32 protein-coding genes are annotated in these 24,567 nt (G+C 73.6%); 16 read left to right on the top strand and 16 right to left on the bottom strand.

Annotated features, from left to right (window positions below; all coding sequences use genetic code 11):
* Nucleotides 1-7: 7 nt before the first annotated feature.
* Complete coding sequence (locus tag AB0H12_RS08100; protein WP_499621677.1) at nt 8-568, bottom strand: YbaB/EbfC family nucleoid-associated protein; 561 nt, start codon at nt 566-568, stop codon at nt 8-10.
* Between the two features lie 294 nt (nt 569-862).
* Complete coding sequence (locus AB0H12_RS08105) at nt 863-1,237, bottom strand: FKBP-type peptidyl-prolyl cis-trans isomerase (protein WP_230572641.1); 375 nt, start codon at nt 1,235-1,237, stop codon at nt 863-865.
* A 159-nt stretch (nt 1,238-1,396) separates the two neighbouring features.
* Between AB0H12_RS08105 and AB0H12_RS08110 the strand changes: the two genes are divergently transcribed.
* The gene (locus tag AB0H12_RS08110) at nt 1,397-3,328 is read left to right on the top strand and encodes a beta-propeller domain-containing protein (protein ID WP_499621678.1); all 1,932 of its coding nucleotides are present in this window, start codon (nt 1,397-1,399) and stop codon (nt 3,326-3,328) included.
* Here the strand turns inward: AB0H12_RS08110 and AB0H12_RS08115 are convergent.
* Entirely contained in the window at nt 3,321-4,073 is a 753-nt protein-coding gene (locus AB0H12_RS08115; protein ID WP_499621798.1) for an EI24 domain-containing protein, read from the bottom strand. The genes AB0H12_RS08110 and AB0H12_RS08115 overlap by 8 nt on opposite strands.
* Nucleotides 4,074-4,187: 114 nt before the next feature.
* On the opposite strand from AB0H12_RS08115, the gene AB0H12_RS08120 reads away from it, so the two are divergent.
* Entirely contained in the window at nt 4,188-4,418 is a 231-nt protein-coding gene (locus AB0H12_RS08120; protein WP_499621679.1) for a hypothetical protein, read from the top strand.
* 26 nt (nt 4,419-4,444) lie between these two features.
* Here the strand turns inward: AB0H12_RS08120 and AB0H12_RS08125 are convergent, their stop codons facing one another.
* The 5 genes from AB0H12_RS08125 to AB0H12_RS08145 form a co-directional block, all read right to left on the bottom strand.
* Nucleotides 4,445-4,882 (bottom strand): SRPBCC family protein, encoded by a 438-nt coding sequence (locus AB0H12_RS08125; protein ID WP_499621681.1) that lies wholly within the window; start codon nt 4,880-4,882, stop codon nt 4,445-4,447.
* A gap of 53 nt (nt 4,883-4,935) precedes the next feature.
* Complete coding sequence (locus AB0H12_RS08130) at nt 4,936-5,118, bottom strand: hypothetical protein (RefSeq protein ID WP_106620345.1); 183 nt, start codon at nt 5,116-5,118, stop codon at nt 4,936-4,938.
* A gap of 188 nt (nt 5,119-5,306) precedes the next feature.
* Nucleotides 5,307-5,753 (bottom strand): DUF309 domain-containing protein, encoded by a 447-nt coding sequence (locus tag AB0H12_RS08135; RefSeq protein WP_499621683.1) that lies wholly within the window; start codon nt 5,751-5,753, stop codon nt 5,307-5,309.
* A 44-nt stretch (nt 5,754-5,797) separates the two neighbouring features.
* A complete protein-coding gene (locus AB0H12_RS08140; protein WP_499621685.1) occupies nt 5,798-6,208 on the bottom strand; it encodes a VOC family protein in 411 nt (136 codons plus the stop codon).
* 23 nt (nt 6,209-6,231) lie between these two features.
* A complete protein-coding gene (locus AB0H12_RS08145; RefSeq protein WP_499621686.1) occupies nt 6,232-6,639 on the bottom strand; it encodes a helix-turn-helix domain-containing protein in 408 nt (135 codons plus the stop codon).
* A 31-nt stretch (nt 6,640-6,670) separates the two neighbouring features.
* On the opposite strand from AB0H12_RS08145, the gene AB0H12_RS08150 reads away from it, so the two are divergent.
* Together AB0H12_RS08150 and AB0H12_RS08155 are read left to right on the top strand one after the other, a co-directional pair.
* Nucleotides 6,671-7,708: a DNA polymerase IV gene (locus AB0H12_RS08150; RefSeq protein ID WP_499621687.1), complete on the top strand. Its 1,038-nt coding sequence runs from the start codon at nt 6,671-6,673 to the stop codon at nt 7,706-7,708.
* Nucleotides 7,705-8,262: a dihydrofolate reductase family protein gene (locus tag AB0H12_RS08155; protein ID WP_499621688.1), complete on the top strand. Its 558-nt coding sequence runs from the start codon at nt 7,705-7,707 to the stop codon at nt 8,260-8,262. Before AB0H12_RS08150 ends, AB0H12_RS08155 begins: the two co-directional genes overlap by 4 nt.
* An 81-nt stretch (nt 8,263-8,343) precedes the next feature.
* Here the strand turns inward: AB0H12_RS08155 and AB0H12_RS08160 are convergent, their stop codons facing one another.
* Nucleotides 8,344-9,042 (bottom strand): TetR/AcrR family transcriptional regulator, encoded by a 699-nt coding sequence (locus AB0H12_RS08160; protein WP_499621689.1) that lies wholly within the window; start codon nt 9,040-9,042, stop codon nt 8,344-8,346.
* Nucleotides 9,043-9,124: 82 nt separating this feature from the next.
* Here AB0H12_RS08160 and AB0H12_RS08165 point away from each other — a divergent pair, with 82 nt between their 5' ends.
* A complete protein-coding gene (locus AB0H12_RS08165; RefSeq protein ID WP_499621690.1) occupies nt 9,125-10,510 on the top strand; it encodes an MFS transporter in 1,386 nt (461 codons plus the stop codon).
* On the opposite strand, the gene AB0H12_RS08170 is transcribed toward AB0H12_RS08165, so the two are convergent.
* Nucleotides 10,471-11,268: an SDR family NAD(P)-dependent oxidoreductase gene (locus AB0H12_RS08170; protein ID WP_499621691.1), complete on the bottom strand. Its 798-nt coding sequence runs from the start codon at nt 11,266-11,268 to the stop codon at nt 10,471-10,473. The genes AB0H12_RS08165 and AB0H12_RS08170 overlap by 40 nt on opposite strands.
* A gap of 48 nt (nt 11,269-11,316) precedes the next feature.
* On the opposite strand from AB0H12_RS08170, the gene AB0H12_RS08175 reads away from it, so the two are divergent.
* Nucleotides 11,317-11,721, top strand: a complete 405-nt coding sequence (locus AB0H12_RS08175) for a winged helix-turn-helix transcriptional regulator (protein ID WP_499621692.1) — start codon at nt 11,317-11,319, stop codon at nt 11,719-11,721.
* Here the strand turns inward: AB0H12_RS08175 and AB0H12_RS08180 are convergent.
* Nucleotides 11,673-12,335, bottom strand: coding sequence for a type 1 glutamine amidotransferase domain-containing protein (locus tag AB0H12_RS08180; RefSeq protein ID WP_499621693.1), 663 nt, complete (start codon nt 12,333-12,335; stop codon nt 11,673-11,675). The genes AB0H12_RS08175 and AB0H12_RS08180 overlap by 49 nt on opposite strands.
* Before the next feature lie 112 nt (nt 12,336-12,447).
* Here AB0H12_RS08180 and AB0H12_RS08185 point away from each other — a divergent pair, with 112 nt between their 5' ends.
* Nucleotides 12,448-13,353, top strand: coding sequence for a LysR family transcriptional regulator (locus AB0H12_RS08185; protein WP_499621695.1), 906 nt, complete (start codon nt 12,448-12,450; stop codon nt 13,351-13,353).
* Between the two features lie 21 nt (nt 13,354-13,374).
* Here the strand turns inward: AB0H12_RS08185 and AB0H12_RS08190 are convergent, their stop codons facing one another.
* On the bottom strand, nt 13,375-14,094 hold the full coding sequence (locus AB0H12_RS08190) for a S1 family peptidase (RefSeq protein WP_499621697.1): 720 nt from the start codon (nt 14,092-14,094) through the stop codon (nt 13,375-13,377).
* Between the two features lie 132 nt (nt 14,095-14,226).
* Here AB0H12_RS08190 and AB0H12_RS08195 point away from each other — a divergent pair, with 132 nt between their 5' ends.
* On the top strand, nt 14,227-15,060 hold the full coding sequence (locus AB0H12_RS08195) for an ADP-ribosylglycohydrolase family protein (protein ID WP_499621699.1): 834 nt from the start codon (nt 14,227-14,229) through the stop codon (nt 15,058-15,060).
* On the opposite strand, the gene AB0H12_RS08200 is transcribed toward AB0H12_RS08195, so the two are convergent.
* Together AB0H12_RS08200 and AB0H12_RS08205 are read right to left on the bottom strand one after the other, a co-directional pair.
* Nucleotides 15,048-15,896 (bottom strand): SRPBCC family protein, encoded by an 849-nt coding sequence (locus tag AB0H12_RS08200; protein WP_499621700.1) that lies wholly within the window; start codon nt 15,894-15,896, stop codon nt 15,048-15,050. The genes AB0H12_RS08195 and AB0H12_RS08200 overlap by 13 nt on opposite strands.
* The gene (locus AB0H12_RS08205; protein ID WP_499621701.1) at nt 15,893-16,219 is read right to left on the bottom strand and encodes an ArsR/SmtB family transcription factor; all 327 of its coding nucleotides are present in this window, start codon (nt 16,217-16,219) and stop codon (nt 15,893-15,895) included. Before AB0H12_RS08205 ends, AB0H12_RS08200 begins: the two co-directional genes overlap by 4 nt.
* A gap of 146 nt (nt 16,220-16,365) precedes the next feature.
* On the opposite strand from AB0H12_RS08205, the gene AB0H12_RS08210 reads away from it, so the two are divergent.
* The 6 genes from AB0H12_RS08210 to AB0H12_RS08235 all read left to right on the top strand — a co-directional run bounded on the left by AB0H12_RS08210 (nt 16,366) and on the right by AB0H12_RS08235 (nt 20,713).
* Nucleotides 16,366-17,499 carry an aminotransferase-like domain-containing protein gene (locus AB0H12_RS08210; RefSeq protein ID WP_499621702.1) on the top strand — a complete coding sequence of 378 codons (1,134 nt, stop codon included), beginning with the start codon at nt 16,366-16,368 and terminating at the stop codon, nt 17,497-17,499.
* 87 nt (nt 17,500-17,586) lie between these two features.
* A complete protein-coding gene (locus AB0H12_RS08215) occupies nt 17,587-17,976 on the top strand; it encodes a hypothetical protein (protein WP_499621705.1) in 390 nt (129 codons plus the stop codon).
* 4 nt (nt 17,977-17,980) lie between these two features.
* Nucleotides 17,981-19,063 (top strand): sensor histidine kinase, encoded by a 1,083-nt coding sequence (locus AB0H12_RS08220; RefSeq protein WP_499621706.1) that lies wholly within the window; start codon nt 17,981-17,983, stop codon nt 19,061-19,063.
* Nucleotides 19,060-19,665 (top strand): response regulator, encoded by a 606-nt coding sequence (locus AB0H12_RS08225; RefSeq protein ID WP_499621708.1) that lies wholly within the window; start codon nt 19,060-19,062, stop codon nt 19,663-19,665. Before AB0H12_RS08220 ends, AB0H12_RS08225 begins: the two co-directional genes overlap by 4 nt.
* A gap of 149 nt (nt 19,666-19,814) precedes the next feature.
* Nucleotides 19,815-20,204, top strand: a complete 390-nt coding sequence (locus AB0H12_RS08230; RefSeq protein WP_499621709.1) for a hypothetical protein — start codon at nt 19,815-19,817, stop codon at nt 20,202-20,204.
* 14 nt (nt 20,205-20,218) lie between these two features.
* The gene (locus AB0H12_RS08235; RefSeq protein WP_499621711.1) at nt 20,219-20,713 is read left to right on the top strand and encodes a hypothetical protein; all 495 of its coding nucleotides are present in this window, start codon (nt 20,219-20,221) and stop codon (nt 20,711-20,713) included.
* Here AB0H12_RS08235 and rnhA read toward each other — a convergent pair.
* Nucleotides 20,669-21,154: a ribonuclease HI gene (gene rnhA / locus AB0H12_RS08240; protein WP_499621712.1), complete on the bottom strand. Its 486-nt coding sequence runs from the start codon at nt 21,152-21,154 to the stop codon at nt 20,669-20,671. The genes AB0H12_RS08235 and rnhA overlap by 45 nt on opposite strands.
* Nucleotides 21,155-21,307: 153 nt before the next feature.
* Here rnhA and AB0H12_RS08245 point away from each other — a divergent pair, with 153 nt between their 5' ends.
* Together AB0H12_RS08245 and AB0H12_RS08250 are read left to right on the top strand one after the other, a co-directional pair.
* On the top strand, nt 21,308-22,087 hold the full coding sequence (locus AB0H12_RS08245; protein ID WP_499621713.1) for a class I SAM-dependent methyltransferase: 780 nt from the start codon (nt 21,308-21,310) through the stop codon (nt 22,085-22,087).
* A gap of 114 nt (nt 22,088-22,201) precedes the next feature.
* Nucleotides 22,202-22,600: a hypothetical protein gene (locus AB0H12_RS08250; protein ID WP_499621715.1), complete on the top strand. Its 399-nt coding sequence runs from the start codon at nt 22,202-22,204 to the stop codon at nt 22,598-22,600.
* On the opposite strand, the gene AB0H12_RS08255 is transcribed toward AB0H12_RS08250, so the two are convergent.
* The gene (locus tag AB0H12_RS08255) at nt 22,540-24,480 is read right to left on the bottom strand and encodes a UvrD-helicase domain-containing protein (protein ID WP_499621716.1); all 1,941 of its coding nucleotides are present in this window, start codon (nt 24,478-24,480) and stop codon (nt 22,540-22,542) included. The genes AB0H12_RS08250 and AB0H12_RS08255 overlap by 61 nt on opposite strands.
* Nucleotides 24,481-24,567 lie beyond the last annotated feature (87 nt).

Genomic DNA, 24,567 nt, shown 5'->3' on the forward strand with positions numbered 1-24,567 from the left:
AGGCTGGTCAGGAAAGGAAGGACTGTCCGCCGAAGTCGTCGTCCTCGTCCGGCCTGCGCGCGGGCCGGCGCGTGGGCGGCGGGGCGGACGGTGGCGTGGACGGCGGTCCGGGACGCGAGGCGGGCGGCGCGGACGTGTCGTCGTCCTCGATCCCGAAGCGCATCTCACGGCCCACCGGCGGCGGCGCGGGCTCTTCGTGCGGCGGCGTGGGGAAGTTGCGCTTGGCCTCGTTGAACAGCACGTTGGCCGTCTCGTCCTGCGTGCCGATGGTCTCGGCCATGGCCTGCTGGAGCAGTTCCGGGATGCGCGCCTGCGCGCGTTGCAACGTCCTCATCACCTCGGCCGACACCTCGGCCATCCGCTTGTCCCGCGCGGATTCGGCGATCTCCAGGTTGGTCAGGATGCCGTTCGAGCCGATGGTGAGCTTCACCGAGCCGTCGCGCGACGCCTCGGAGATGGTCATGCCCTGCACGCGGGCGGCCATCTCCTGGTAGCGCTCGGCCTTCTGCTCGATGCTCTGCTGCCACTGGCCGAGCATCCGCTCGGACGCGCCGATGTCCTCGGGCACGACGGCTCTCCCCCTCGAAGATGACGCGCGGTTGGTCCACTCAGGATGACGCAATGGGGAACGGCCCGGTTCCGATCCCGGGTCGAATGCTCCGATCGGAGCAGAGGTCACAACCGGGCCGTGCCGGCGCCAGTGCCGTGGCCGGGGGCCCTTGCCCCGTGCTCCGACGGTCGGACGGGTGGATCGCGGTGCCGGCCCCGCGTCCTCATCCTGGTCGGCTGTGGACGCGGGGCCGGTGCCGCGAGGCGCCCCGCCGAGCGCCGGAAGACGCGGCGAAGGTCGCCGGTCACGGCACTAGTTCACGCCGAGCAGGTCCACCACGAAGATCAGCGTCTCGCCGGGCTTGATCACGCCGCCCGCGCCGCGGTCGCCGTAGCCCAGGTGCGCCGGGATGACCAGCTTGCGCCGGCCGCCGACCTTCATGCCCGCGACACCGCGGTCCCAGCCGGCGATGACGCGGCCACCGCCCAGCGGGAAGCTGAACGCCTCGCCGCGGTCCCAGGAGGCGTCGAACTGCTCGCCGGTCGAGTGCGACACACCGACGTAGTGCACGTGCACGAGCTGACCGGGGGCCGCCTCGGGCCCGTCGCCGACGGTGATGTCCTCGATCACCAGGTCGGCGGGCGGGGCGCCCTCGTACGGCTCGACCTCGGGCTTGCTCGGGGCCATTTGACTCTCCTGTGGTCGCTCCGCCCCCGGACGCGAGGGCGTTGGGCAATCGGTCCTGCCCTACTCAATCATGTCGTCCCGGGTGCGGCCGACCGGCCTGCACCCGGACCGCAATCGAGGCCGCGCAACCCTTTGCCCCGTCCGTCCCGTCCTGGGTGCATGAGGCGATGGTCCTGGGGTACGCGTGCGGCGCTGTTCGGCGGCGCGGCACTGGTGGTGGGGGTGAGCGCGGCCTCCGCCGGGCCCACCGAGGCGGAGGACTGGCGGATCGTGCCGCCGATCGAGGCCGTGCCGGTGGAGCTGGTGGCGTTCGACACGTGCGACACCGCGCTGGCCGAACTGCGGCAGGCGATCTCGCCGCACGTCGGCGTGCACGGGGTGGGCGGTCACACCTTCCTGGCCAAGACCGACGGCGACGTCGCGATGGAGAGCCAGGCGGGCACGCGGGTGGGCAGCACGGCGCGTGACGCCGCCGCCGTGCCCGAGCACTCCAAGACGAACGCGCACGAGGCGGGCGTCGACGAGCCGGACCTGGTCAAGACCGACGGCAAGCGGGTCGTGACGGTGGCCGACGGCAAGCTGAGGGTGCTGGACGTGGCCACCCGGCAGCTCACCGGCACGCTCGACGTGCCCGGCGGCCACGCCTCCCAACTGCTGCTGCACGAGGACCGCGCGCTCCTCATCGGCGCCCGGCACGGCATCGCCGAGCGGGGGGTCGAGTTCGACAGCCCCACCGAGGTGCACGCCGAGGACTCGTCGGTGACGTTGGTCGACCTGTCCGCCGCGCCGCGCGTCCTGGGCACGCTCAGCGTGGACGGCCGGTACGTCGACGCGCGGCAGGTCGGCGGCGTGGTGCGGATGGTCGTGCACTCGGGGCCGCGGCTGCCGTGGGTGTACCCGACGAACGGCCGCAGCGAGGCGGAGTCCCTGATCGCGAACCGGGAACTGGTCGCCACCGCGCCGATCGAGTCGTGGCTGCCGCGCTACGAGCTGTCCGACGTCGACGGTTCGCGCTCGGAGGGCACGCTGGTCGCGTGCGACCGGGTCAGCCACCCCCAGGAGCACTCGGCCACGTCGATGCTCTCCGTGCTGACGTTCGACTTCCCGGGCGAGCTGGGCAACGGCGACGCGGTGACGATCATGGCCGACGGCGACACCGTCTACGGCACGGGCACGTCGCTGTACGTGGCCGACGACCACCACCTGCGGCCGATGACGCGGTTCGCGCCCACCACGTCCGCGACCACGGCGATCCACCAGTTCGACGTGTCGCAGCCGGGCCCGCCGAAGCACGTCGCCTCCGGGCAGGTCGCGGGCACGCTGCTCAACCAGTACTCGCTGTCCGAGCACCAGGGTCACCTGCGGGTGGCGACGACCTCCGGTGACGCGCCGGGCATCCCCGAGCGGGCGCCCGCGACGCAGAGCGCGGTCACCGTGCTCAAGCGGGACGGCGCGAAGCTCGCGGAGGTCGGCAAGGTCGACGGGCTCGGCGTCGGCGAGCGGATCTACAGCGTCCGGTTCGCCGGGCCGGTCGGGTACGTGGTGACGTTCCGGCAGGTCGACCCGCTCTACACGCTGGACCTGTCCGACCCGGCCAAGCCGCGCAAGGTCGGCGAGCTGAAGATCACCGGCTACTCGGCCTACCTGCACCCCGCCGGTGACGGGAAGCTGATCGGGGTCGGCCAGGAGGCCACGGAGCAGGGCCGCGTCACCGGCACGCAGGTGTCGCTGTTCGACGTGTCGAACCCGGCGGCGCCGACCAAGGTCGCGGGCCACCACCTGCCCGGCGCGAGCTCGGAGGTCGAGTTCGACCCGCACGCGTTCCTGTACTGGCCGGCCCGCGACCTGGTGGTGCTGCCGGTGTTCGGGTCGGGCGCGAGCGGGTCGTCGGCGGGCGGCCTGCTGGTGCTGCGGCTCGGTGACGGCGCGTTCTCCGCGCTGGGCACCGTCCGGCACGAGCAGTCGACCTACGACCCGGGCATCCGCCGGGCGCTGGTGATCGGCGACGACCTGTGGACGGTGTCCGCCGTGGGCGTGGGCGTGGACCGGATCGACGGGTTGGCGCGGCAGGCGTGGGTGCCGTTCACCTGATCTGGTCGTGGAGCAGGCGGTGCGCGAGGACCGTGCCGCCTGCCATCGCCGCCGGCAGCACCACCAGCGCCGCCAACGGGATCAGGCACAGCAGGTAGGTCGGCACGGCGAAGCCGAGCGTGACCGCGCGCCGCTTGCGCAGCGTCCGCCTGCGCACGTCGAGCTTGAGGCCGCGCCGGGTGAACGGGATGCCGGTCAGCTCGATCGCCAGCAGCGACGCGTTGACGAGCACCGCGACCACCGGCACCGCGGTCTGCCCGACGACCGGGATGAACCCGGCGGCGAACAGCGGGATGGCGAGCAGGATCGCGATGCCGACGAGCACGATCGCGTCCCGCGCGCCGACCGCCGCCGACTTCAGCCAGCTCACCTGCTCGGCCTCGGGCACGCCGCCGAGGTGCGTGTCCTCGACGGTCTCCGCGATGTGCTCGTAGAACGGTCCGCCGATGATCAGCGTGATCGCGGTGAACAGCAGCAGTCCGATCGCGACGAACGCGCCGATGATCGAGAACCCGGCGGCGAACCGGGTGGCCGCGCGCAGGCCCTCGTTCCAGTCGTCGGCGAACGGCGTGACCCAGGCGGCGATGTCGTCGATCCACAGCGCGAGCCCGACCAGGCCGCCGATCAGCAGCACGGTCGTGATCAACGCCGGGATCGCGCCGATGAGCAGCAGTTTCGGCGAGCGGAACACCAGCGAGAAGCCCTGGCCGAGTAGTCCGACACCGGTCGAGAAGTCCCGCAGCACCCTGATCACCGGCGGAGCATATCCACCGTGAGGCCCGTGAAGTCGAAAAACAGTGGTCGCGCCGTTCTGGGAGCGGTGCCAGACTGAGGGTCTCTGGGGAGAGGACGTTTCGTCATGGCACTGGATCACACCGAGCCCGTCCTGCTCGTGCGCAAGCGCGCAGACCTCGTCGGCGAGTGGGAGCGGAGCTGCCACCTGGCGCCGTTGCCCGACGACGGCACGCGGTCGACCCTGCTCACCTTGTGCGGGGAGCAGCTCGACCTGGACACGGCGGAGCTGCTGCCCGAGCCCGAGGGGATGCCGTGCGTGGCGTGCCTGCTCATGGTGCCGCCGCCGCACCGCTGAACCGCGTCGTCGTCCACCCGCCGTCGTCAGCCGACGCGGCGGGAGAGGGCCCGGAGGTCCTTGCGGAGGTTGGCGCGCACGAACCGCGCCACGAGAGGGCCGACCAGCCGGTAGTGCCGGCCCGCGTCGCCGCGGACGCGGATGGACGCCATCGTGCCGCCGGCGTGGGCGGTGTCGAACCGGTAGGTGACGTGCATCGGGAACGGCCCGGCGACCGACTTCATCTCCAGCAGCGTCGGCGGCTCGTGCGCCACGACCCGCAGCACGTAGTCGATGCGCCTGCCGAGGAAGTGCGCGGTGCGCGTGACCTCCGCGCCGACGCCGAACCCGCCGCCGGGCGCGGGCGCGCTCAGCTCGGCGCGCTTGATGCCCCGCGTCCACTCGTGGTCGTGGCGCCAGTCCATCGCGTACCGCGCCACGACCTCGGGCGGCTGGTTGACCAATCGGCGCGCGGACACGTCCACGCGCCGATTGTCCATCCGGGACGGCCCCCGCACCCGACGGGGGCCGTGCTCTCCTAGCGGCGACGGCGGAAGCTCAACGCCCGCGCGCCGGCGCCGACGCCGGCCAGGTGCAACGCCACGCACAGCAGGCCGGCCAAGAGCAGCGTCCCGCCGTCCAGGACCGAGCCCAGCGAGGCGTTCGCCAGGTCCAGCAGGAGGGCGAGGCCGAAGATGACCGCGGCGATGATCGCTAACACGGGAAACCTCCCTGGTGAGGTGGGGTGACCACCAGTTACCCCGCGGTGGGGTCCCCCAAGCGCGCGTTCGGCCGCACTTCGTGTGCCCAGGTAGGTCAACGGCTCCGCGTTCGGCACGTCGACCTCGTGGAGGCCACGCGACGATGGTCGGCACAAGCTCGGTGCCGGGAAAAGGCCTGGTCAGCGCGTCACGAACACCCGGTCAGCCGCGGCACGCCGGCACCCGCGGCGGCCCAGGCGACCAGGCCCGCCACGTCCACCCCGTGCGGCGGGTCGTCGCGGTACGGCGTGATGTTGCGCGCGCCGCGGCTCAGCAGCGCCGAAGCGCCCGAGGCGTTGCCGCGCGCGGCGTGGGTCATGCCCACGGCCAGTTGCGCCAGGCCGCGCCACAGCTCCCGCTCGGGCTCGGGCGCGGCCTTCCACGCGTCCTCCAGCACTTCGTGCGCGTGGAACGGCCGGCCGAGGTCGAGCAGGCGCTGGGCTTCGACGAGCGACTCCTCGGGCGTGCGCGGCACGCCTTCGGGCTGGCGCTCGACGCCCGGCAGCCCGTAGGGCAGCGGGCGGCCGAGCCCGTCGCGGGGGCGCGCGTTGCGGGCGCGGCCCTGCTCGTCGCGGTCGCGTGGGCTGGTCGACACGCCTTGATCGTGTCACGGACCGAGCCGTCGCGAAACGGCGCGGTTCAGCTCTTGAGCGGTTCGGAGAACCTCAGGTGGTTGCCCGAGGGGTCGCGGAACGCGCAGTCGCGCACCCCGTACATCTGGTCCACCGGCTCCTGCATGACCTCCGCACCCGCCGCGCGGAGCCGCTCGAACGTGGCGTCGCAGTCGTCCACCCGGAAGATGGCCGCGCCCAGGGAGCCCTTGGCCATCAGCTCCATCATCGCGGTCGCGTCGTCCGCGGGCCTGCCCATGCGCGGGTCCTCCAGGACGATCTCCACGTCGGGCTGGCCGGCCGGACCGACGGACAGCCAGCGGAACTCCTCGATCGGCGCGTCGGTGCGCACTTCGAGGCCGATCACGTCGCGGTAGAAGACGAGCGCCTCCTGCTGGTCGCGGACCTGCAGGAACGTGTGCGAGATCTTCATGCTCATGCCGGGGAACCTAACCGCGCCGGTCAGACTCGTGCTTCTCGAAATCTGCTCGGGCGGGTGACCATTTTGGACCAGCACGCGGGCACCGCGGCGACCTCGTCGTGGCGGCGTGCCCGGTACGCGCTGGGCGTCTCGCCGACCAGCTCGGTGAACCGGGAGCTGAACGAGCCGAGCGACGTGCAGCCGACCTCCACGCACACGTCGGTGACGCTGAGGTCGCCCCGGCGCAGCAGGGCTTTCGCGCGTTCCACGCGCCTGGTCATCAGGTAGTTGTACGGCGTCTCGCCGTAGGCCAGCTTGAACTGCCGGGCGAAGTGGGACGGCGACATGAGCGCGGCGCGCGCCATGGCGGGCACGTCCAGCGGACGGGCGTACTCGCGGTCCATCAGGTCCCGCGCCCGGCGCAGGTGGGCCAGTTCTTCCGGTCGCACGGTGACAGCCTCCCACGGCGATACTGGCGGGGTGTCCGGATCGGACTGGGTCCTGCACGTCGACCTCGACCAGTTCATCGCGGCGGTCGAGGTGGCGCGCCGGCCCGAGTTGCGCGGCAGGCCCGTGGTCGTCGGCGGAGCAGGCGACCCGACGCAGCGCGCCGTGGTGGCCACGGCGTCCTACGAGGCGAGGGAGTTCGGCGTCCACTCCGGGATGCCGTTGCGGCTGGCGAAGAAGCGCTGCCCGGACGCGGTGTTCCTGCCGTCCGACGCGCCCGCGTACGAGGAGGTGTCCGCGCACGTGATGGACGTGCTGCGGGAGCTGCCCGTGGTGGTCGAGGTGCTCGGCTGGGACGAGGCGTTCCTGGGCGCGCGCACCGACGACCCGGAGGCGTTGGCCGTCACCGCGCGCCGCGCGGTCAAGGAGGGGACCGGGCTGGAGTGCTCGGTCGGCATCGGCGACAACAAGCTGCGCGCCAAGCTCGCCACCGGGTTCGCCAAGCCCGCCGGGGTGTACCGGCTGACCAGGGACAACTGGGTCGAGGTGATGGCCGGACGGCCGGTGACCGCGTTGTGGGGCATCGGGGCGCGGACCGCGGCCAAGCTCGCGGAGCTGGGCATCGGCACGGTCGAGGAGTTGGCGCGGACTGCGCCGGAGGTGCTGGGGGCGCGGTTCGGGCCGGCGATGGGGCCCCACTTCCGGCAACTGGCGCTGGGCGCGGGCGACACGAACGTGACCGCGACGCCGTGGGTGGCCAAGTCGCGCAGCCGGGAGACGACGTTCCAGCGGGACCTGGCCGATCCGGCGGAGATCCGGGACCAGGTCCGGCTGCTCGCGCGGCGGGTGGTCGAGGACGTGCGGGCGGAAGGGCGGCCCGCGGTCCGGGTGGTGGTGAAGGTGCGGTTCGTGCCGTTCTTCACCTCCACGCGCGGCGTGTCGCTGGGGGAGCCGACCACGGAGTCCGGGCCGATCGAGGACGCGGCCGTGGCGGCGTTGGCAAGATTCGAGGACACCCGTGCCGTGCGCCTGCTGGGGGTGCGCGTCGAGTTCGCTGGAGGACCACCGTGACGAAGGTCGTGCTGAACGGCTCCGTGTCGCTCGACGGCTACAGCGCCGGGCCCGACGTGGGCGAGGAGCACCCGATGGGCGAGGGCGGCGAGCGGCTGCACGAGTGGCTGTTCGCCGAGGGGGCGGACGGCGACGCGGCGTTCGCGGCGACGGTCGGCGCGGTCGTGCTGGGCAGGCGGACGTTCGACCTGGGGCTGAAGTACTGGCAGGACACGCCGTTCCCGGCGCCGAGCTTCGTGCTCACGCACGAGCGGCGCGCGCCGTTGGCGATGAAGTCGGCGGCGTTCACGTTCGTCGCCGACGGCCCGGAGAGCGCGATCGCCCAGGCCCGTGCCGCGGCGGGGGACAAGGACGTGCTGGTCATGGCGGGCGCGGAGTCGGCTCGGCACGTGCTGCGCGCCGGGCTGGTCGACGAGATCCGGCTCCAGCTGGTGCCCGTGCTGCTCGGCGGGGGCTCGCGGCTGCTGGACGGCCTCCCGCCCGCCGAGCTGGAGCGGATCGAGGCGACCGAGGCGGACGACGTCGTGCACCTGAGGTTCCGCGTGCTCCGTTGACGCCGGTGTTCCGCTGACGCCCGGTGTTCGGGCAAGCCTGGTGTTCGGCGAGGCGGGGTGTCGCGAGGTGCGGCCGGGTGGTCAGGCGAGGTCGAGCGACGAGATCAGGTCGGCCAGCTCGGCCCGGTAGACCTTGCCCGGCTCACGGGTCTGCGAGCGCAGGTGGCCGTAGACCTCCAGCGCCACCAGGCCGTGCATCCGGCCCCACACCCGCAAGGTCAGCGCGAGGGCCGCCGGTGGCAGGTCCGGGTGCTCGGCCCGCGCGAGCTCCACGGTGTGCGGGTCGAAGTCCGACCACTCGTGCCCGCCGTGCGACTGCCGCCGGGCGGCCTTCGGCCAGGCGTCGGCGACCAGGCCGAGCAGGGCCGCGCACGCCCGCTGCTCGGCCTCCACGCCCTCCGCCGGCGGCTGGTAGCCGGGCACCGGGTCGCCGTAGATGAGCCGGAAGCCCTCCGGGTTGGCCAGCGACCAGCTGCGGAGGGTCTCCGCCCACGCCAGGATCCGGCCCGCCGCGTCATCGGCCGGCCGGGCGTCGCGGGCCGCCTCCAGGTGCCGCACGAGGTCGGCGTAGACGTCGCTGATCAGCGTGGTGACCAGGTCGTCGCGGGTGGCGTAGTAGCCGTAGATGGCGTTGGCCGTCATGCCCATCTCGCGGGCGATGGCGCGCAGCGAGATCGCGTCCGGGCCGCCGGTGGCCATGAGCTTGAGCGCGATCGCCTTGATCTCGGCCGACGTCTCCGCGCGCAGCCGCGCCCTCCGGTTGGGCACTCGGTCTCCCACGGTTGACACTCTACAGCGTTGCGGTACTGTCCGCCGTGTTGAAACTATACGCCGTGCAGTAAAAATACGGGGTGAATCACGCGTGGACACCACAGTGGCCCCGGCACGCACCCGTGCCGGGCTCGCGATCGCGTTGCTGGCGTTTGCCCAGTTCATCGTGGCCGTGGACTACAACATCGTGTACGTGGCGCTGCCCGACGTCGGGCGTGCGCTCGGGTTCTCCAGCCAGTCCCTGCAATGGGTGGTCAGCGCCTACGCCGTCGCGTTCGGCGGGCTCCTGCTCTGCGCGGGCCGGGTGGTCGACCGGCTCGGCGCGCGTCGGGCGTTCGTCGCCGGTCTGGTGGTGTTCGGGCTGGCGTGCCTGGTCGGCGGGCTCGCGACGACGCCCGGTGTGCTGGTCGCGGCACGTGCCGTGCAGGGCGTCGGTGGCGCGTTGCTGACGCCGGCGACGCTGGCGTTGATCAGCACGACGTTCGCCGAGGGTCCGAGCAGGACCCGGGCGTTGTCGGTGTGGGGCGCGGCGGGCAGCGGCGGGTTGGCGGCGGGCGCGCTGCTCGGCGGCGTCCTGACCGACGCGTTCGGCTGGGAGTGGACGTTGTTCGTGTTGGCGCCGTTGTCGTTGGGGGCCGCGGCGCTCGCGGTGTCGGTGCTGCCGGCCGACCGGGTCGGCGGTGAGCGGCGGCGGTTCGACGTGCCGGGCGCGCTGCTCGCCACCGCCGGGTCGGTGCTGGTGGTGTTCGGGCTGGTCACCGGCCCGGAGTCGGGCTGGGTCCGCGGCGGGCTCGCGGCGGCGGGAGGGGTGGTGGTGCTCGGCGTGTTCCTGGCCCTGCAACGGCGGACCCGCGATCCGCTGGTGCCGTTGCGGCTGTTCGGCAACCGGGCGCTGGTCCGCGCGATCGGCGTGGTGCTGGTGTTCCAGAGCTCGCTGGGCGGCGCGTACTACCTGTTCACGACCCACCTGCAGGACGGGCTGGGCTACCGGCCGCTGGCCGCCGGGTTGGCGTTCCTGCCGCTGACCCTGGTGTCGATGACCGCGTCGCTCAAGGGCACCGGCGCGGCGATCGCCCGGTGGGGCGTGCGGACCACGCTGGTGGTCGGGATGGTCGTCAACGGCGTCGGCCTCGCGCTGCTGGCCGGCGCGATGGCGTGGGACGGCGGGTTCGCGCTCCTGCTGCCGGGGCTGCTGGTGTGGGGCGTCGGCGGCGGGCTCACGTTCCCGGCGATGTTCGTGGCCGCCTCGTCCGGGGTGGCCGACGCCGAGCAGGGCGTGGCCTCCGCGTTGACCACCACGTCGCAGCAGGTCGGCGGCTCGATCGGGCTCGCGGCGCTGATCGCCTTGGCGGGCACGGGGTTCGGCGCGGCGGGCGCGTTGGCCGTCGGCGGGCTCGCGACCGTCGTCGCCGGGGTGGTGCTCGCCGTCGTGCCGCGTCACCGCGCCGAGGCGGTGATGTCCTCCAGCACGGCGTAGAGCCGGGCGGCGGCGGCCCGGTCGAGCTCCGGCCTGCCCGGGTCGACCGGCACACCCGCGCGGGACGCGGTGAACGGCGTGGCGGGCGGGTCGGCCAGGAACCGGTGGACCTGGCCCGCCGCGTCGGCCGTCGACCGGGCGACCAGGCGGGCCACCAGGTCCAGCGCCCGGCCGCGCAGCCCGCCGACCTGCGCGCCCAGCCCGCTGTCCACGAACATGGGGTTGTGCAGCACGTACCGCACCGCGCTGCCCGGGTGCCGGTCGGCGAACCCCGCGCCGAGCAGGTCGGCGGCCCGCGCGCCCTGGCTGACCGCCCCGAACGCCCGGAACCGGCGGCTCAGCGCGAGGTCGTCCCACTGGATGCCCGGCCCTCGCAGCCCGGCCACGCCGCACAGGCTCACGACCACCGGCGCCGCCGACCGCTCCAAGACCGGCAGCAGCCGTTCCACCAGGGCGAACCGGCTCACCGCGTAGAGCGCGAACGAGTGCTCCAGGCCGTCGGCGGTGACCTCGCGGCGCCGGGTGAACCGGCCCGCGCCGAGCACGAGGTGGTCGACCACGTCGAACCGCGACGCCACCTCGTCGGCCACCGCGGCGGTGCCGGCGACCGTGCGGAGGTCGCCCCGGATCAGCTCCACCCCGTCCGGCGCGGCGGCCGACCGGCCCACCACCGCGACCCGGTGCCCCTCGCCCGCGAGCCGTTCCGCCAAGGCCCGGCCGATGCCGTTCGTGCCGCCCGTGATCACCGCGTTCGCCATAACCTGGAGCCTGGTGCGTGCCGCGACGACCCGAAAGAAGGCACATCGATGTCACTGGTCCCGGTGCCGGTCACGGCCGCCGACCGCGCCGCCTGCTCGGTGTCCGACCTGCTCGCGCGCGTCGGCGACAAGTGGAGCCTGTTGGTGCTGGCCCTGCTCGCCGAACGCCCCTACGGCTTCAACGAACTGGACCGCACCGTGCACGGGCTGAGCCGCCGCATCCTCACCCGCACGCTGCGCAACCTGGAGCGCGACGGCCTGGTGAGCCGGGACGTGCGGCCGGGCAAGGCCGCCGGCGTGGCGTACGCGGCCACCGCGCTCGGCCGCTCCCTGCTGGACTTCGTCGTCCCCTTGGGACAGTGGGCGCTGCGGCACGAGGACGAGATCGAGGCCGCGCGATCGGCCTACGACAACGCTTCCAGCACCCGCCGCGCGGTGTCCACACTGGACTGAGGGTTCTGGCCGGTGACCAGGTTGCCGTCCACGACGACCGTGCTGGACCACGCCGGACCCGGCTGCGGCACCGCGCCGAGCTCACGCAGCCGCGCCTCCACGAAGTAGGGCACCGCCAAGCCTCCCTGGCGCTCCTCCTCGTCGGTGAACACCGTCAGCCGCCGCCCGGCGAACGCGAACGAACCGTCCTCGCGCACCGCGGACAGCAGCCCGGCCGGGCCGTGGCACAGCGCGCCGACGACCTTGCCCGCGTCGTCGAACGCCACCAGCAGCCGGCCGAGGTCCGCGTCGGGCGCCAGGTCCGCCATCGGGCCGTGCCCGCCGGGCAGCAGCACGCCGTCGTAGTCGGCCACGTCGACGTCCGCCAGCCGCAGCGGCGCCGCCAGCTCGTCGTCGAGGGACGCCAGGTACGCGCCGAACTCGTCGGTCAGGCTGACCGCGTCCACGGTCGGCCGCGCGCCGCCCGGCGTGGCGATGTCCACCCGCACGCCCGCGTCCCGCAGCACGCGCACCGACTCGACCACTTCCTCCGCCCAGAACCCGGTGGGGTGGCTCGACCCGTCGGCCAGCACCAGCCGGTCGGCCGCCGAGACGACCACGAGAACCCTGCTCATCCGTTCATTCCCTTCGAGAAGTCGCTGTTCTGCTCGGACAACGACCACCCCATCACGTTTCATCCGGTAGTGTTCGGCTGGCCATAAGCGTGCTTATAGCTCTGGAGTTGCGGTGACCGACCTCGACCTGCTGTCCACGTTCGTGGAGATCTACCGGTCCGGCTCGCTGACCGCCGCCGCCGGGCGCCGCGGCCTCACCCAGCCGGCGGTGAGCGGGCACCTGGCCCGGCTGGAGCGGGAGCTGGGCGAGCCGCTGTTCGTGCGCTCCAGCCGCGGTGTCACGCCGACCGCGCGGGCCGACGCGCTGGCCCGCCGCGTCGGCGCGCACGTGGACGAGCTGCGGTCGGCACTGTCCGAAGTGGACGACCGAGAGGCGTACGCGGGCACCGTGCACCTGGCGGGCGCGGTGGAGGTGGTGGCCGCACGGGTGCTGCCCGCGCTCGCGCCGTTGACCACGCGCGGGTTGCGGCTGCGGGTCACCCTCGGCCTGGCGGACGACCTGCTCGCCGCGCTCGTCAACGCGAGGTTGGACCTGGTGGTGTCCGCGGTGCGGCCCGCGGACCGGGCGGTGGTCGCGACGCCGTTCGTGGACGAGGAGTTCGTGCTGGTCGGCGCGCCGACGCTGGTGCGGACGATCGACCGCGCGCTGCTGGCGTCCGACCCGGTGCGCGCGTTGGCGCACCTGCCGCTGGTCGCGTACGCGGAGGAGCTGCCGATCGTGCGGCGGTACTGGCGCAGCGAGTTCGGCCGCCGACCGCCCAACCCGGTCGCGGTGGTGGTGCCCGACCTGCGGGCGGTGCTGGCGGCGGTGGTCGCGGGGGCCGGCGTGTCGGCGCTGCCGCGGTACCTGGCCGACCCGGCGCTGGCGGCCGGCTCGGTGGAGTTGGCGCACCAGGCGGTCGTGCCGCCGTTGAACACGCTGTTCCTGGCCACCAGGGTCGGCGGGCTGGCGAACCCGTCGGTGGCGCTGGTGCACGGCCACCTGATGGCCCGCTCGCGGGGCTGGGGCGTGCTGTGACGCCCCAGCCCGCGCGGGGGATCAGACGCCGGCGATGGATTGGATCCAGGACCGGTAGCGCGTCACGTTGGTGTAGGCGGTGGTGGTCTGCCGGTCGCTGGTGGACGCGACGCCGACCTGCACGCCGCCCGCCATCATCGGACCGCCCGAGTCGCCGCCCGCGGTGATGCCGTCGCCGCGCCGGGCGCAGATCGCGTTGCCGCCGTAGGCGTCGGTGCAGCCGCCGGTGACGGTCACGTTCGCGACCTTCAGGTACTGCGACTGGCAGTTGATCTCCGAGCCGCACCGGGACGTCGCGCCCCAGCCGTAGACCTGCACGTTCTGGCCGACGGTGACCGAGCCGGGCTGGCCGAGCCGGGCGTAGGTCGCGGACACGGAGCGGTCGAGCCGGACCAGCGAGAGGTCCGACGAGTGGTTGTGCGTCTGGACGCCGTTGGCCACCGTGCCGCCGGAGGTCTGGTCGAGGCTGCCGATGCGGAACGACAGCCCGCCGCCGCTGACGCAGTGCTTCGCGGTCAGGATCCACGTGGGCGCGATGATGGTGGCGCTGCACGTCTGCCTGCCGTTGGAGAACAGCCGGGCCGCCCACGGGGCGTTGCTCGCGTAGCTGCCGCCGATGATGTACGGCGTCACGCCACCCTCCGCCGCCGGCGCGGCCGGCGCCGACGGCGCCGACGGCGCGAGGGCGAGCAGGGAGAGCGACGCGGCCGCGAGCGCAGGGATCAACCTGGTGATTCGCAAGGGGTTCCTCGATTCCGAAGACACGCGATTGCTCGCGCACAGGGGTGTCTTGGGTCACGAGATTCGTACCACTCGACCGGGTGAAAAGGGATATATCGAAACAGTCATAACGCGCGCTATACGGTGGGCGACATGCTCGTCGAACTGGCCATCGGGGACGCGTACGGCGCGGGCTTCGAGTACGCCCCCGCATCGCTCGTGACCAGCCACAACACCCTTGCCGGGTACGTGCGGCACCCGCGGCACCACGGCATCGCGCCGGGCGCGTACACCGACGACACGCAGATGACGCTGGCGTTGGCGGAGTTGCGGGTCTCCGGCGCGCCGTGGACGCCCGAGTCGGTGGCGTCGGCGTTCGTGACCGCGTTCCACCGCGATCCGCGCGAGGGCTACGCGCGGGGTTTCCAGGCTTTCCTGGAGGGCGTGCACACCGGCGCGGAGTTCCTGGCCCGCATCCGGCCCGACAGCGACAAGAGCGGCGCGGCGATGCGCGCCGCCCCGGCCGGGCTGCTGCCCACCGTGGCCGACGTGCTGCACCACACCGACGTGCAGGCCAAGGTCACCCACGACACGCCGGACGGTGTGGCGTCGGCGCGGGCGGCGGCGTTGGCCGTGCACTACTGCCACCACGGGCTCGGTCCGGTGGCGGAGGTCGGCTCGTGGATCGCCGCACGGCTCGGTTCCGACGTGTGGGCGCGGCCGTGGCGGGGCAAGGTCGGGTCGAAGGGCGTGATGAGCGTGCGCGCGGCGCTGACCGCGTTGGCCGACGGCGGCTCGCTGAGCTCGGTGCTGCGGGCGTGCGTCGCCTTCACCGGTGACGTGGACACGGTCGCGACCGTCGCGCTGGCCGCCGCGTCGCGCTCCGCCGAGATCCGCGCCGACCTGCCCCGGGCGCTGGTGGACGGGCTGGAGAACGGGCCGTTCGGCCGCGACCACCTGGCCGGCGTGGACGCTCAGCTGCTGTAGCGGCCGACCAGTTCGGCGACCCGGTCCTCCGGCCACGGGCGGACGTCGCCGAACGTGGCCGCGAAGAACAGCTCCAGGTGCGCGTGCCAGGCCGCGAGCGCCCGCGGGGCGAACGCCGGGTCGGCCAGCGCGTGCGTCAGCTCGACCGTCGTGCCCTGGTCGGGGTCGTGCCGGAACTCCCAGCGCACCCGGCCGGTCGGCGAGTCGAACGCCAGCACGCGCGGCGGCGTCCGCTCGACCAGCGGGCCGGCCGGCACGTGCGGGTTGATCGCGCGGGCGGGCACGCCCTCCTCGCCGTCGGTGAGCAGCGTCCACACCTCGTCCAGCGGACGCCAGACGAGGTCGCGGACGAACCGCACCACGCCGTCGTCCACCCGGCCCTCGTCCAGCCCGAACTCGCGGATGTAGCGCTCCATCGGGCCGCGCACGTCCGTCGGCGGCTCGAACGGGCGGTCGGCGAGCCGGGCCTCCAAGCCCGCGAGGCAGGTGTCCCACCCGGCGGCGTTGCGCCCGGCGCCGTGCTCGTCGCCGAGGACGTGCGTGAACACCAGCAGGCAGCCGCGCTCGTGCGGCACCAGCTCGAACCGCAGCACGTCGGTGTTCCAGCGGAACGCGAACACCCTGGGCGGGTCGGACTCCAGCACCTCGCCGGTGGTGACCTGGTCGGGGAAGGAGAACGTCATCTCCCGGCCGTCGATCGCCACGGCCGCCGGGAACCAGTGCGCCAGCTCGGCGGGCTCGGTCACCGCCCGCCACACCTTGACCGGTGGGTGCGCCAGCACCCGTTCGAACCTCAGCACGGGCTTGCCGTCGATCCGCCTCAACTCGGTGCTCACGAGTCACTCCCGTCCGATCCGTCGATCCCGTCCAGTCGCCGTTCCAGAGCGTCCAGGCTGTCCTCCCACATCCGCCGGTACGGCGCGAGCCAGGCGTCGACCTCGGCCAACGGCCCCGGCCGCAGCCGGTAGAGCCGCCGCTGGGCGTCCCGCCTGACCTCGACCAGCCCCGCCTCGCGCAGCACCTTCAGGTGCTTGGACACCGTCGGCTGGCTCACCGACAGCCCCTCGACCAGGTCGTTGACCGGTCGCTCACCCCCGCGGAGCACGTCGAGGATCCGGCGCCGGTGCGGGTCGGCGAGCACGGCGAACGTAGATGCCATGACAGGAATATAGCCATGCTGGCATATATGCTGTCAACACGGGCCGGAAAGGTAGGATGGGTTCGGCGCCTCGACCCCAGTGCGGCCTACCTCATGCGTGGCACAACCGCGTGAACCCTTCCGCTCGACCTTCGAGGAGCCCTTCCATGCCGCGCACGTTCGCCGGCTCGCCGGTCCGCGACCTGCTCGCCCTCACCTCCCGGCCCGAGGTCATCTCGTTCGCGGGCGGCCTGCCCGCGCCCGAGCTGTTCGACGTCGACGGCCTGCGCACGGCGTTCGACCAGGCACTGTCCCGCCGTTCCCTCCAGTACGCGCCCACCGAGGGCGACGTGGACCTGCGCGGTCTGGTCGCCGACCGGCTGACCCGGCGCGGCCTGCCGACCGCGGTGGAGGACCTGCTGGTCACGTCCGGTTCGCAGCAGGCGTTGACGTTGGTCGTGACCGCCCTGCTGGAGCCGGGCGCGGTCGTCGCGGTGGAGGAGCCGACCTACCTCGCCGCGCTGCAGTGCTTCCAGCTCGCCGACGCGCGGATCGTGCCCGTCGCGGGTGACGAGCACGGCATGGACCCGGCCGCGCTGGCCGAGGTGGTCGAGCGGGAACGGCCGGAGCTGCTGTACCTGGTGCCGACGTTCGCGAACCCGACCGGCCGGACGTTGACCGCGCGACGGCGGGCCGAGATCGCCGCGCTGGCCGACCGGCACGGCCTGTGGGTCGTCGAGGACGACCCGTACAGCGAGCTGCGCTACCGGGGCGAGCCCGTGCCGTCGCTGGCCTCGATGAGCGACCGCGTGCTGCACGCGGGCAGCTTCTCCAAGGTCGGCGCGCCCGGCATGCGGCTGGGCTGGCTGCGCGCGCCCGCGTCGATCATGCGCACGCTGGTGATCGTGAAGCAGGCGGCGGACCTGCACACGTCCACCATCGACCAGGCCGCGGCGGCGGCCTACCTGAAGGCGAACGACCTGGACGAGCACATCCGCGGGCTGTGCGCGGCCTACCGGGAGCGGCGGGACGCGATGATCGGCGCGCTGGCGTCGGCCGTGCCCGACGGCACGCGGTGGAGCGACCCGGACGGCGGGATGTTCGTGTGGGTGGCGCTGCCGGGCGAGGTGGACACGTCGTCGCTGATCACGGCGGCGTTGGCGCGGGACGTGGCGTTCGTGCCGGGCGCGCCGTTCTACGCGACGACGCCGGACCGGTCGACGCTGCGGCTGTCGTTCACCACCAACGCGGTGGACGAGATCGTCGAGGGGATGCGGCGGCTGGCGACCGTGCTGCGTTAGCGCATCGTCGGACCGTGCGATCCGCACGGGTTCTTCGTGACACCGCGGGGGTGGGGCTTGTGCGCGGCCGGCCCCAACGTGGTGGGCATGAAACGTTCTTCGATCCTCTCCTTGGTGATCTCGACGGCGCTGGGCATCGCGATCGTGGCCGACGGCGACGACGGCTGGACCGGTTTCGGCACGTGGGGCCTGGTCGCGTGCGCGTTGGTCTACCTGGTGGCGGGCCTGCTGCGCGGCGAGGTGCGCCGCACCCGGCTGGTGTGGGCGCAGGTGGCGGGTGTGGTCGGGTTCGGCGCGGTGGCGGGGATCGCCCTGCTGGTGGACCCCGAGGTCGGCCGGTACCTGGTCGCGGCGGGCTGGTTGGCGCACGCCGGCTGGGACCTCGCGCACTTCCGCGCCAACCTGGTCGTGCCGACCTGGTACGCGCTGGCGTGCGCCGTGGTCGACGCGTTCGTCGGCGTGTCGCTGGCATGGTGAGCGCATGATGCGGCAGGCGAGGGTGCTCACGCTCGTGTCGCTGGGCGTGGCGTGGTCGACCAGCCTGGTCGGGCCGGGTGTCGGCGTGCTGCTGGAGACCCGGCCTGCCTGGGTGGTGGCGGGGCTGGTCGGCGTGGTGCTGTTCGGCGCCACGCACGCGGGCGTGCTCTACGCGGCCGTGACGCCGGGTGTGGCGCGGGGCCGGTGGGACGTGGCGTTCGTGGCGGCGTCGCTGCTGTCGGTGCCGTTGCTGGCGCCCGTCGCCGCGGGGCGGTGGGACACGTGGGCGTGGGTCGGCGCGGCGCTCGTCGGCACGGCCCCGGTGCTGGTGCGGCGGCGTTCGTGGGCGGTGGCGCCCCTGGTGGTCGCGGTGGCCGTGGTGGTGTCGCCGGATCCGGTGCGCGCGTTGGTGGTCGCCGGTGGCGTCGGTGTCGGGTTGGCGCTGATGCACGTGCTGCCGGTGTGGTTGTGGGACCTGGTCGTGCAGGCGCAGCGGGGGCGTGAGGCGCGGGCGCGGCTGGCGGTGATCGAGGAGCGGCTGCGGTTCGCCCGGGACGTGCACGACCTGCTGGGGCACCGGTTGACCGTGATCGCGCTGAAGGCGGAGCTGGCGTCGCGGCTGGCGGTCGTGGACGGTGAGCGGGCCGGCGCCGAGGCGGACGAGGTGCGCGCGCTGGCCTCGGCGGCGTTGTCGGAGCTGCGGGAGGCCGTGCGCGGGTACCGGACCGTGGAGCTGGCCGAGCAGGCGTCGGCGATCGAGCAGGTGTTGACCTCGGCCGGGGTGCGGTGCACCGTGTCGGTTCCGGTGGAGTTGCCCGCGGCGGCGCGCGAGCTGTCGTGGGCGTTGCGGGAGGCGGGGACGAACGTGCTGCGGCACAGCCGGGCGCGGTGGTGCTCGGTCGACGTCGTGGCGGGCGCCGACGAGGTGCGGCTGACCGTGGCGAACGACGGCGCGTCCGGCGGCGCGCGCGGGCCGCGTGGGTCGGGGTTGAGCGGGCTGGCCGAGCGGCTGGCCCGGGTGGGCGGGACGGTGCGCACCGGGGAGGAGGACGGGGTGTTCACGCTGGTGGCGACCGTGCGGACGTGATACGCGTGCTGCTGGCCGACGACGAGGAGCTGATCCGCGTCGCGGTGGCGGCGTTGCTCGGGCTGGAGCCGGACATCGACGTGGTGGCGCAGGCCGGCGACGGCCGGGAGGCGGTGCGCGCGGCGCTGGCGCACCGGCCCGACGTGGCCGTGGTCGACCTGCAGATGCCGGAGCTGGACGGGTTCGAGGTGACCGCGGCGCTGGCGTCGTCGTTGCCGGGGTGCGCGGTGGTGATCCTGACCGGGCGCGGCAAGCCTCCCCACCTGCACCGCGCGCTGTCGGCCGGCGCGAAGGGCTTCCTGCCGAAGGGGTCGCCGGGCGGCACGCTGGCGGACGTGATCCGGCGGGTGCACGGCGGCGCCCGGTACGTCGACCCGGAGCTGGCGGCGGACGCGCTGACCACGCCGCCGTGCCCGTTGACGCCGCGTGAGCTGGAGGTGCTGCGGCTGGCCGAGTACGACACGCCGGTGGCGGTGATCGCGCGCCGGACGCACCTGTCCGCCGGGACGGTGCGCAACTACCTGGCCGCGGCGGTGGCGAAGCTCGGCGCGGCGAGCCGGTCGGAGGCCTACGTCACCGCGCACGACAACGGCTGGCTCTGAGCAACCCCGGATCCCCGGACCGGCCCGGTCCGGGGACGGGTTCGGCGTGGTCCCCGGCAGGTAGCGGAAGTTTCCGGCGGCCCGAGGCTTGGCCGGTGGCCGCCCGTGTCCCTACTTTCGTGGCATCTCAAGGGAAATAAGGGGACCACATGACCGACCACGCGCTGTCGATCCCGTCACCGCCACCACCGCCGCGGCCCCGGGCACGTGCCGCCGTCGTGCTGCTGGGCCTGCTCGCCGTGGTCCTGGTCGGCGCGTCCGCGCTGGCGATCGTGCTGTTCGTCGGGGCGAAGGAGGAGCACGGCCTGGAGGTCCAGCGCCTGGACCAGACCAGCCGGTCGCTCGCCGAGGCCGAGGAGCGGCTGGAGGAGACCGAGTCGGCCAACGACACCGTCATCGGCCGGATCTCCACGCTGGAGGCGCAGAACGCCGAGCTGCACAAGTGCGCCGACCCGGCCAGGGACTCGATCATCGCGGCGCGGGACGACGATGACGCGGCCCTCGGGCCCGCCGTCGACCGCGCCTCCGACAACTGCTGAGCCGGGGAGCCGACATGACCACGCCAGAACCCGACCAGGTGTTCACGCCGCCCTCGTCGAACCCGTCCGCGCCGACCTCGTTCGCGCCGACGCCGCCAACACCCCTGACACCGCCGAACGGCGTGCCGATGCAGCACCAGCCGACGCCTCCGCCACCCGCGCGCCCCAGCCGGGCGCCGATCGTCGCGCTGGCCGCGCTGGCCGCCGTGTTCGCCCTCGTGGCGGGCGTGTTCACCGTCCTCTACCTGGGCGAACGCGCCGACCGCGACGCGCTCGCGGCCACCAGGGCCGACCAGGAGCGCAGCCTCGCCGACGTGTCCGGCAAGCAGGAGGAGGCCGACGCGACGCTGGAGACGAACCGGTCCCGGGAGTCCACCCTGTCCACCGAGCACGACCTGCTCACCCGGTGCGTCGAGGCCGCCAAGGGCTACTTCGACCTGCCGCCGGAGCAGAGCCCGGAGTCCTCACGCCTGTTCCGCATCATGTACGACGTCTGCCCGCAGATCTGACTCCATCGCCGCCCGGACGCCGCGGACCGCCAGCCGGTCCGCGCGTTCGTTCTCCGGGTGCCCGGCGTGCCCCTTCACCCAGTGCCACTCGACCTCGTGGGGCGTGGCGGCGGCGTCGAGGCGCTGCCACAGGTCGACGTTCTTGACTGGCTGCTTGCCCGAGGTGAGCCAGCCGTTGGCCTTCCACTTGGCCATCCACGACAGGACGCCGTTGCGGACGTACGTGCTGTCGGTGTAGATCCGCACGACCGACGGTCGCTTCAGGGTCTCCAACGCGCGGATCGGCGCCATCAGCTCCATCCGGTTGTTGGTGGTGGCCGACGACTCCCCGCCGAACAGGTCCCGCTCGTGCGCCCCGTACCGCAGCACGGCGCCCCACCCGCCCGGTCCGGGGTTGCCGCTGCACGCGCCGTCGGTGTAGATCTCCACCACCTGCTCCATGCGGGGAACATACCGACCGGTTCGAGCCGGCCGGGACACGGCTTGCGGTGCGGGATCAGGACATCGGCCCGTGCGTCACACGGGGGTGGACGTCGTTCCGCCGTCAGCGCAATCGCTTCCGCCCGTGCGGCGGCGGCGGGCACGCTGTCCGGCATGGCGCAGGGTTTCCGGGGTGACGTGGCCGAGTTCTACCACCGCTACCGGCGCGGCTACCCGCCGGCGGTGTTCGACGCGGTGGTCGACGTGTTCGGGCTGACACCGGACGACGTCGCGGTGGACCTCGGCTGCGGCACGGGCCAGGTGACCGTGCCCCTGGCGGCCCGGGTCCGCGCCGTGATCGGCGTCGACCCGGAGCCGGACATGCTGGCCCACGCCCGCCGTGCGGGGGAGGAGCGGGGCGCGGCGAACCTGGCGTGGGTGGTGGGGACGGACGCGGACGTGCCCGCGTTGCGCGCGGTGCTCGGCGACGGGTCGGTCGGCGTGGTCACGATCGGCCAGGCGCTGCACTGGATGCGGCGCGACGAGCTGTTCCGGACGGTGCACCCGCTGGTCAGGCCGGGCGGCGGGGTGGCCGTGCTGACCAACGGCACGCCCCTGTGGTTGCAGGACGAGGACTGGTCGCGGGCGTTGCGCGAGTGCCTGGAGCAGTGGCTGGGCACGCCCGCCGGCACCACGTGCGGCACCGACGAGGAGAGCCAGGCGCGGTACCGGGAAAGCCTGGTCGCGGCCGGGTTCCGGGTCGACGTGCACGGGGTGGACTACACCGACCCCCTGGACTGGGAGTCCATTGTGGGCGGTGTCCTCTCGGCGCTGCCCGCCGACCGGCTGCCGGCGGATCGCCAGGCGTTCACCGACCTGGTCCGTGACGCGCTGGAGCCCCACGCGCCGTTCACCGAACACGTCCACGTCACCGTGCTGATCGGGCGGCGGTGAGGTCCCCGGCTTCCCGGTCGGGGGATGACCCGGTGGCTCACCCGTCCGCACGACCAGCGAGGGTTGCCCCGGTCTCCCGCCCGGATCCCGCCGCTCGCGCCTAGGCTCGGCGGGGTGGACGAGCCGAGCAGCCCCGTGGCCGGGATGACGATCAGCGTGCGGACCCGCCGGGACGTCGTGGTGGTCGATCCGGAGCGCTTCATGGCCGCCGCACGGGCGGCGTACCGGGAGCTGAACCCGGACCTCACCGACGCCGAGGTGGCCGAGGCGGTCGCCGACGTCGCCGACGCCGCGTACGCGTTGATCGACCGCGACGGCGACCTCGTCCCCGATCCCGCCCGCGCCGGCCGCCCGCCACTGCCCGGCGCCCGCGTCCCGGACCGCCCGGACGGCCTGTCGCCCGCCGGCCGCGTCCAGGAGCTCGTCCTGGACGCGCCGCGGCCGTTGCAGGACTACGGCTGCTTCCTCCCGGAGGACGTGTTCGCCCGCTCGACCGCGGCCCACCACAAGTAGTCACGCGCCCGCGTGGCGGCGACGAGGCGTTGCCTGGTCCGCAGCTCGGACTGCTCCTCGTGCACATCGTCGTCCGCGCGGAGGAACTCGACCACCAGGACCGCCTGGAACTCCAGGCCTTTGGCGCGGTGCACCGTGCCGACCTTGAGCCGGTCGTCCTGCTCCCCGGTGTAGTCCTCCAGCGACCGTGACGGGACGCCCGCCCGTCGCAGCACGGCGGCGCAGCGCTGGGCGTCCTGGTTGCCGAACGTGATCACCGCGGCCTGTCCGACGGGAACCGGCAGCCCGCGCACCGCGCTCACGAGCGCTTGAGGCAGGTCCGGCTCGCCGCCTCGCCACACGTGCGCCTCGCCACCCGCCGCGGCCACGTCGGCTTGGCGCAACGTGACGCCGAGTGCGCCGTCGAGGTCGTCCACCGTGTTGCTCGCGTCGAACCGCCGGGCGAAGTCGAGCACGCCCTGGCGGTTGCGGTAGTTCACCCGCAGCACCTCGCCCCGCCCCTGGATCGGGATGCCGGCGTCGGACAGCCGCCAGCCGCCCGGGTACACCTGCTGCTGGCCGTCGCCGACGAGGAGCAGCCGGTTCGGCGCGTCACCCGCCAGCTCGCGCAGCAGCCGCAACCCGGTCAACGGGATGTCCTGCACCTCGTCCACCACCACGGCGGCGTACCGCTCGGACGGTCCCTGTCGCTCGAGCTCGTCCAAGGCGATGGCGATGAGGTCGTTGTGGTCGTGCACGCCCTTGTCGGCGAGGAACCGCTCGTAGGTGAGGTAGAGCTGCCAGACCCGTTCGCGTTGCCCGGCGTCCAGGCGCACGGTGCGGCCACGCCGGACGACCCCTTGGTACTCCTGGAGCGTCCGCAGGCCGCGACCCTTGATCACCCGATCGATCTCCGTCCGCCAGTAGGCCGCGGCGGGTTCCCACGGGGCCAGCGCCTCGCGGTGCGCCATCCAGGCCCGGCTGAACTGCGTCTGCGCCTGGATCGGTTGGACGTCGACCCGCCTGCCGCGCGCGGAGAGGAAGTCGCGGGCCCACGAGTGCAGGTTGGTGAACTCGACCCGCCCGCCCAGCTCCGGGGCCAGCCGCAGGAACGCGGCGCGGTGGACGTGCGGCAGGGTGCGGACGAACGTGGTGAACAACAGCGGACCGGTGGACTGCCTGGCCAGGTGCCGCAGGCGGTGCAGGGCCACCACGGTCTTGCCCGTGCCCGCCGGGCCGCTGATCCGCGCCGGACCGTTGTAGCGGCGGTTGACCACGGTCTGCTGCTGCGGGTGCAGGAAGGTCAGCCACGTGTCGAAGGGCTTGAGCTGGGCGGCCGCGAGCTGGTCCTCGGTCACCTCTTCGACGTCCAGCAGCCCGACCTGCTCGGGCGTGCGTTCGGGCGCGCGGACCCTCAGCTCCTGGTAGCGCGACAGCCGCTTGCCGAGCTGCTCGGCGATGGAGTCGACCTGCTTGCGGTCCAGGTGGGCGGCGTCGTGGCGGAACAGCAGCTCCAGGCGGCCCTCGTCCAGCACCCGGAACGGGGGCACGTCGCTGCCCGCGCCGATCAGCGCGAAGTGGATCGCGCTGCGCACCAGCACCTGCCCGCGCGGCCCTCGGATGCCTGCGCACCGCTCCTCGGCGTGCCGGACGACCGCTCGCGCGTCCCCGACCTCGCCGATCACCACCGCCGTGACGCCAGTGGCCCCGACCACGAAGGCATCCGCCCGATCCCGCCGCCCGGGGTCACCGTGGACGAAGAACCGCCGACCGGTGGCGGTGCCGGAGAGCAAGGCGGTGAGGACCCGGCGAGACCGGGGCGACAACCCCGGCACGGCCCGGGCGAGCACCTCGCCGGCCTCTTGCTGCACCCTTCGCCAGGCGTGCGCGCTGAGAGCCATGCACCCTCCGTTCGTCACCTGCTGTGACGAACGTAGAACGCGACGCGGTCGCCGGGCGACGATGATCAGTTGATCACCCGGATGTCG

It is taken from the genome of Actinosynnema sp. NPDC023794, from assembly GCF_040639675.1.
Lineage (GTDB): Bacteria > Actinomycetota > Actinomycetes > Mycobacteriales > Pseudonocardiaceae > Actinosynnema > Actinosynnema luteola.

What these genes read in the sequence shown, in the direction of transcription:
- AB0H12_RS08175 (WP_499621692.1), top strand. Translation starts at nt 11,317, where the DNA reads ATGTCACTGGTCCCGGTGCCGGTCACGGCCGCCGACCGCGCCGCCTGC.
- AB0H12_RS08220 (WP_499621706.1), top strand. Translation starts at nt 17,981, where the DNA reads ATGATGCGGCAGGCGAGGGTGCTCACGCTCGTGTCGCTGGGCGTGGCG.
- AB0H12_RS08105 (WP_230572641.1), bottom strand. Translation starts at nt 1,237, where the DNA reads ATGGCCCCGAGCAAGCCCGAGGTCGAGCCGTACGAGGGCGCCCCGCCC.
- AB0H12_RS08235 (WP_499621711.1), top strand. Translation starts at nt 20,219, where the DNA reads ATGACCACGCCAGAACCCGACCAGGTGTTCACGCCGCCCTCGTCGAAC.
- AB0H12_RS08110 (WP_499621678.1), top strand. Translation starts at nt 1,397, where the DNA reads ATGAGGCGATGGTCCTGGGGTACGCGTGCGGCGCTGTTCGGCGGCGCG.
- AB0H12_RS08180 (WP_499621693.1), bottom strand. Translation starts at nt 12,335, where the DNA reads ATGAGCAGGGTTCTCGTGGTCGTCTCGGCGGCCGACCGGCTGGTGCTG.
- AB0H12_RS08245 (WP_499621713.1), top strand. Translation starts at nt 21,308, where the DNA reads ATGGCGCAGGGTTTCCGGGGTGACGTGGCCGAGTTCTACCACCGCTAC.
- AB0H12_RS08215 (WP_499621705.1), top strand. Translation starts at nt 17,587, where the DNA reads ATGAAACGTTCTTCGATCCTCTCCTTGGTGATCTCGACGGCGCTGGGC.
- rnhA (WP_499621712.1), bottom strand. Translation starts at nt 21,154, where the DNA reads ATGGAGCAGGTGGTGGAGATCTACACCGACGGCGCGTGCAGCGGCAAC.
- AB0H12_RS08230 (WP_499621709.1), top strand. Translation starts at nt 19,815, where the DNA reads ATGACCGACCACGCGCTGTCGATCCCGTCACCGCCACCACCGCCGCGG.
- AB0H12_RS08195 (WP_499621699.1), top strand. Translation starts at nt 14,227, where the DNA reads ATGCTCGTCGAACTGGCCATCGGGGACGCGTACGGCGCGGGCTTCGAG.
- AB0H12_RS08140 (WP_499621685.1), bottom strand. Translation starts at nt 6,208, where the DNA reads ATGAGCATGAAGATCTCGCACACGTTCCTGCAGGTCCGCGACCAGCAG.
- AB0H12_RS08120 (WP_499621679.1), top strand. Translation starts at nt 4,188, where the DNA reads ATGGCACTGGATCACACCGAGCCCGTCCTGCTCGTGCGCAAGCGCGCA.
- AB0H12_RS08255 (WP_499621716.1), bottom strand. Translation starts at nt 24,480, where the DNA reads ATGGCTCTCAGCGCGCACGCCTGGCGAAGGGTGCAGCAAGAGGCCGGC.
- AB0H12_RS08170 (WP_499621691.1), bottom strand. Translation starts at nt 11,268, where the DNA reads ATGGCGAACGCGGTGATCACGGGCGGCACGAACGGCATCGGCCGGGCC.
- AB0H12_RS08210 (WP_499621702.1), top strand. Translation starts at nt 16,366, where the DNA reads ATGCCGCGCACGTTCGCCGGCTCGCCGGTCCGCGACCTGCTCGCCCTC.
- AB0H12_RS08205 (WP_499621701.1), bottom strand. Translation starts at nt 16,219, where the DNA reads ATGGCATCTACGTTCGCCGTGCTCGCCGACCCGCACCGGCGCCGGATC.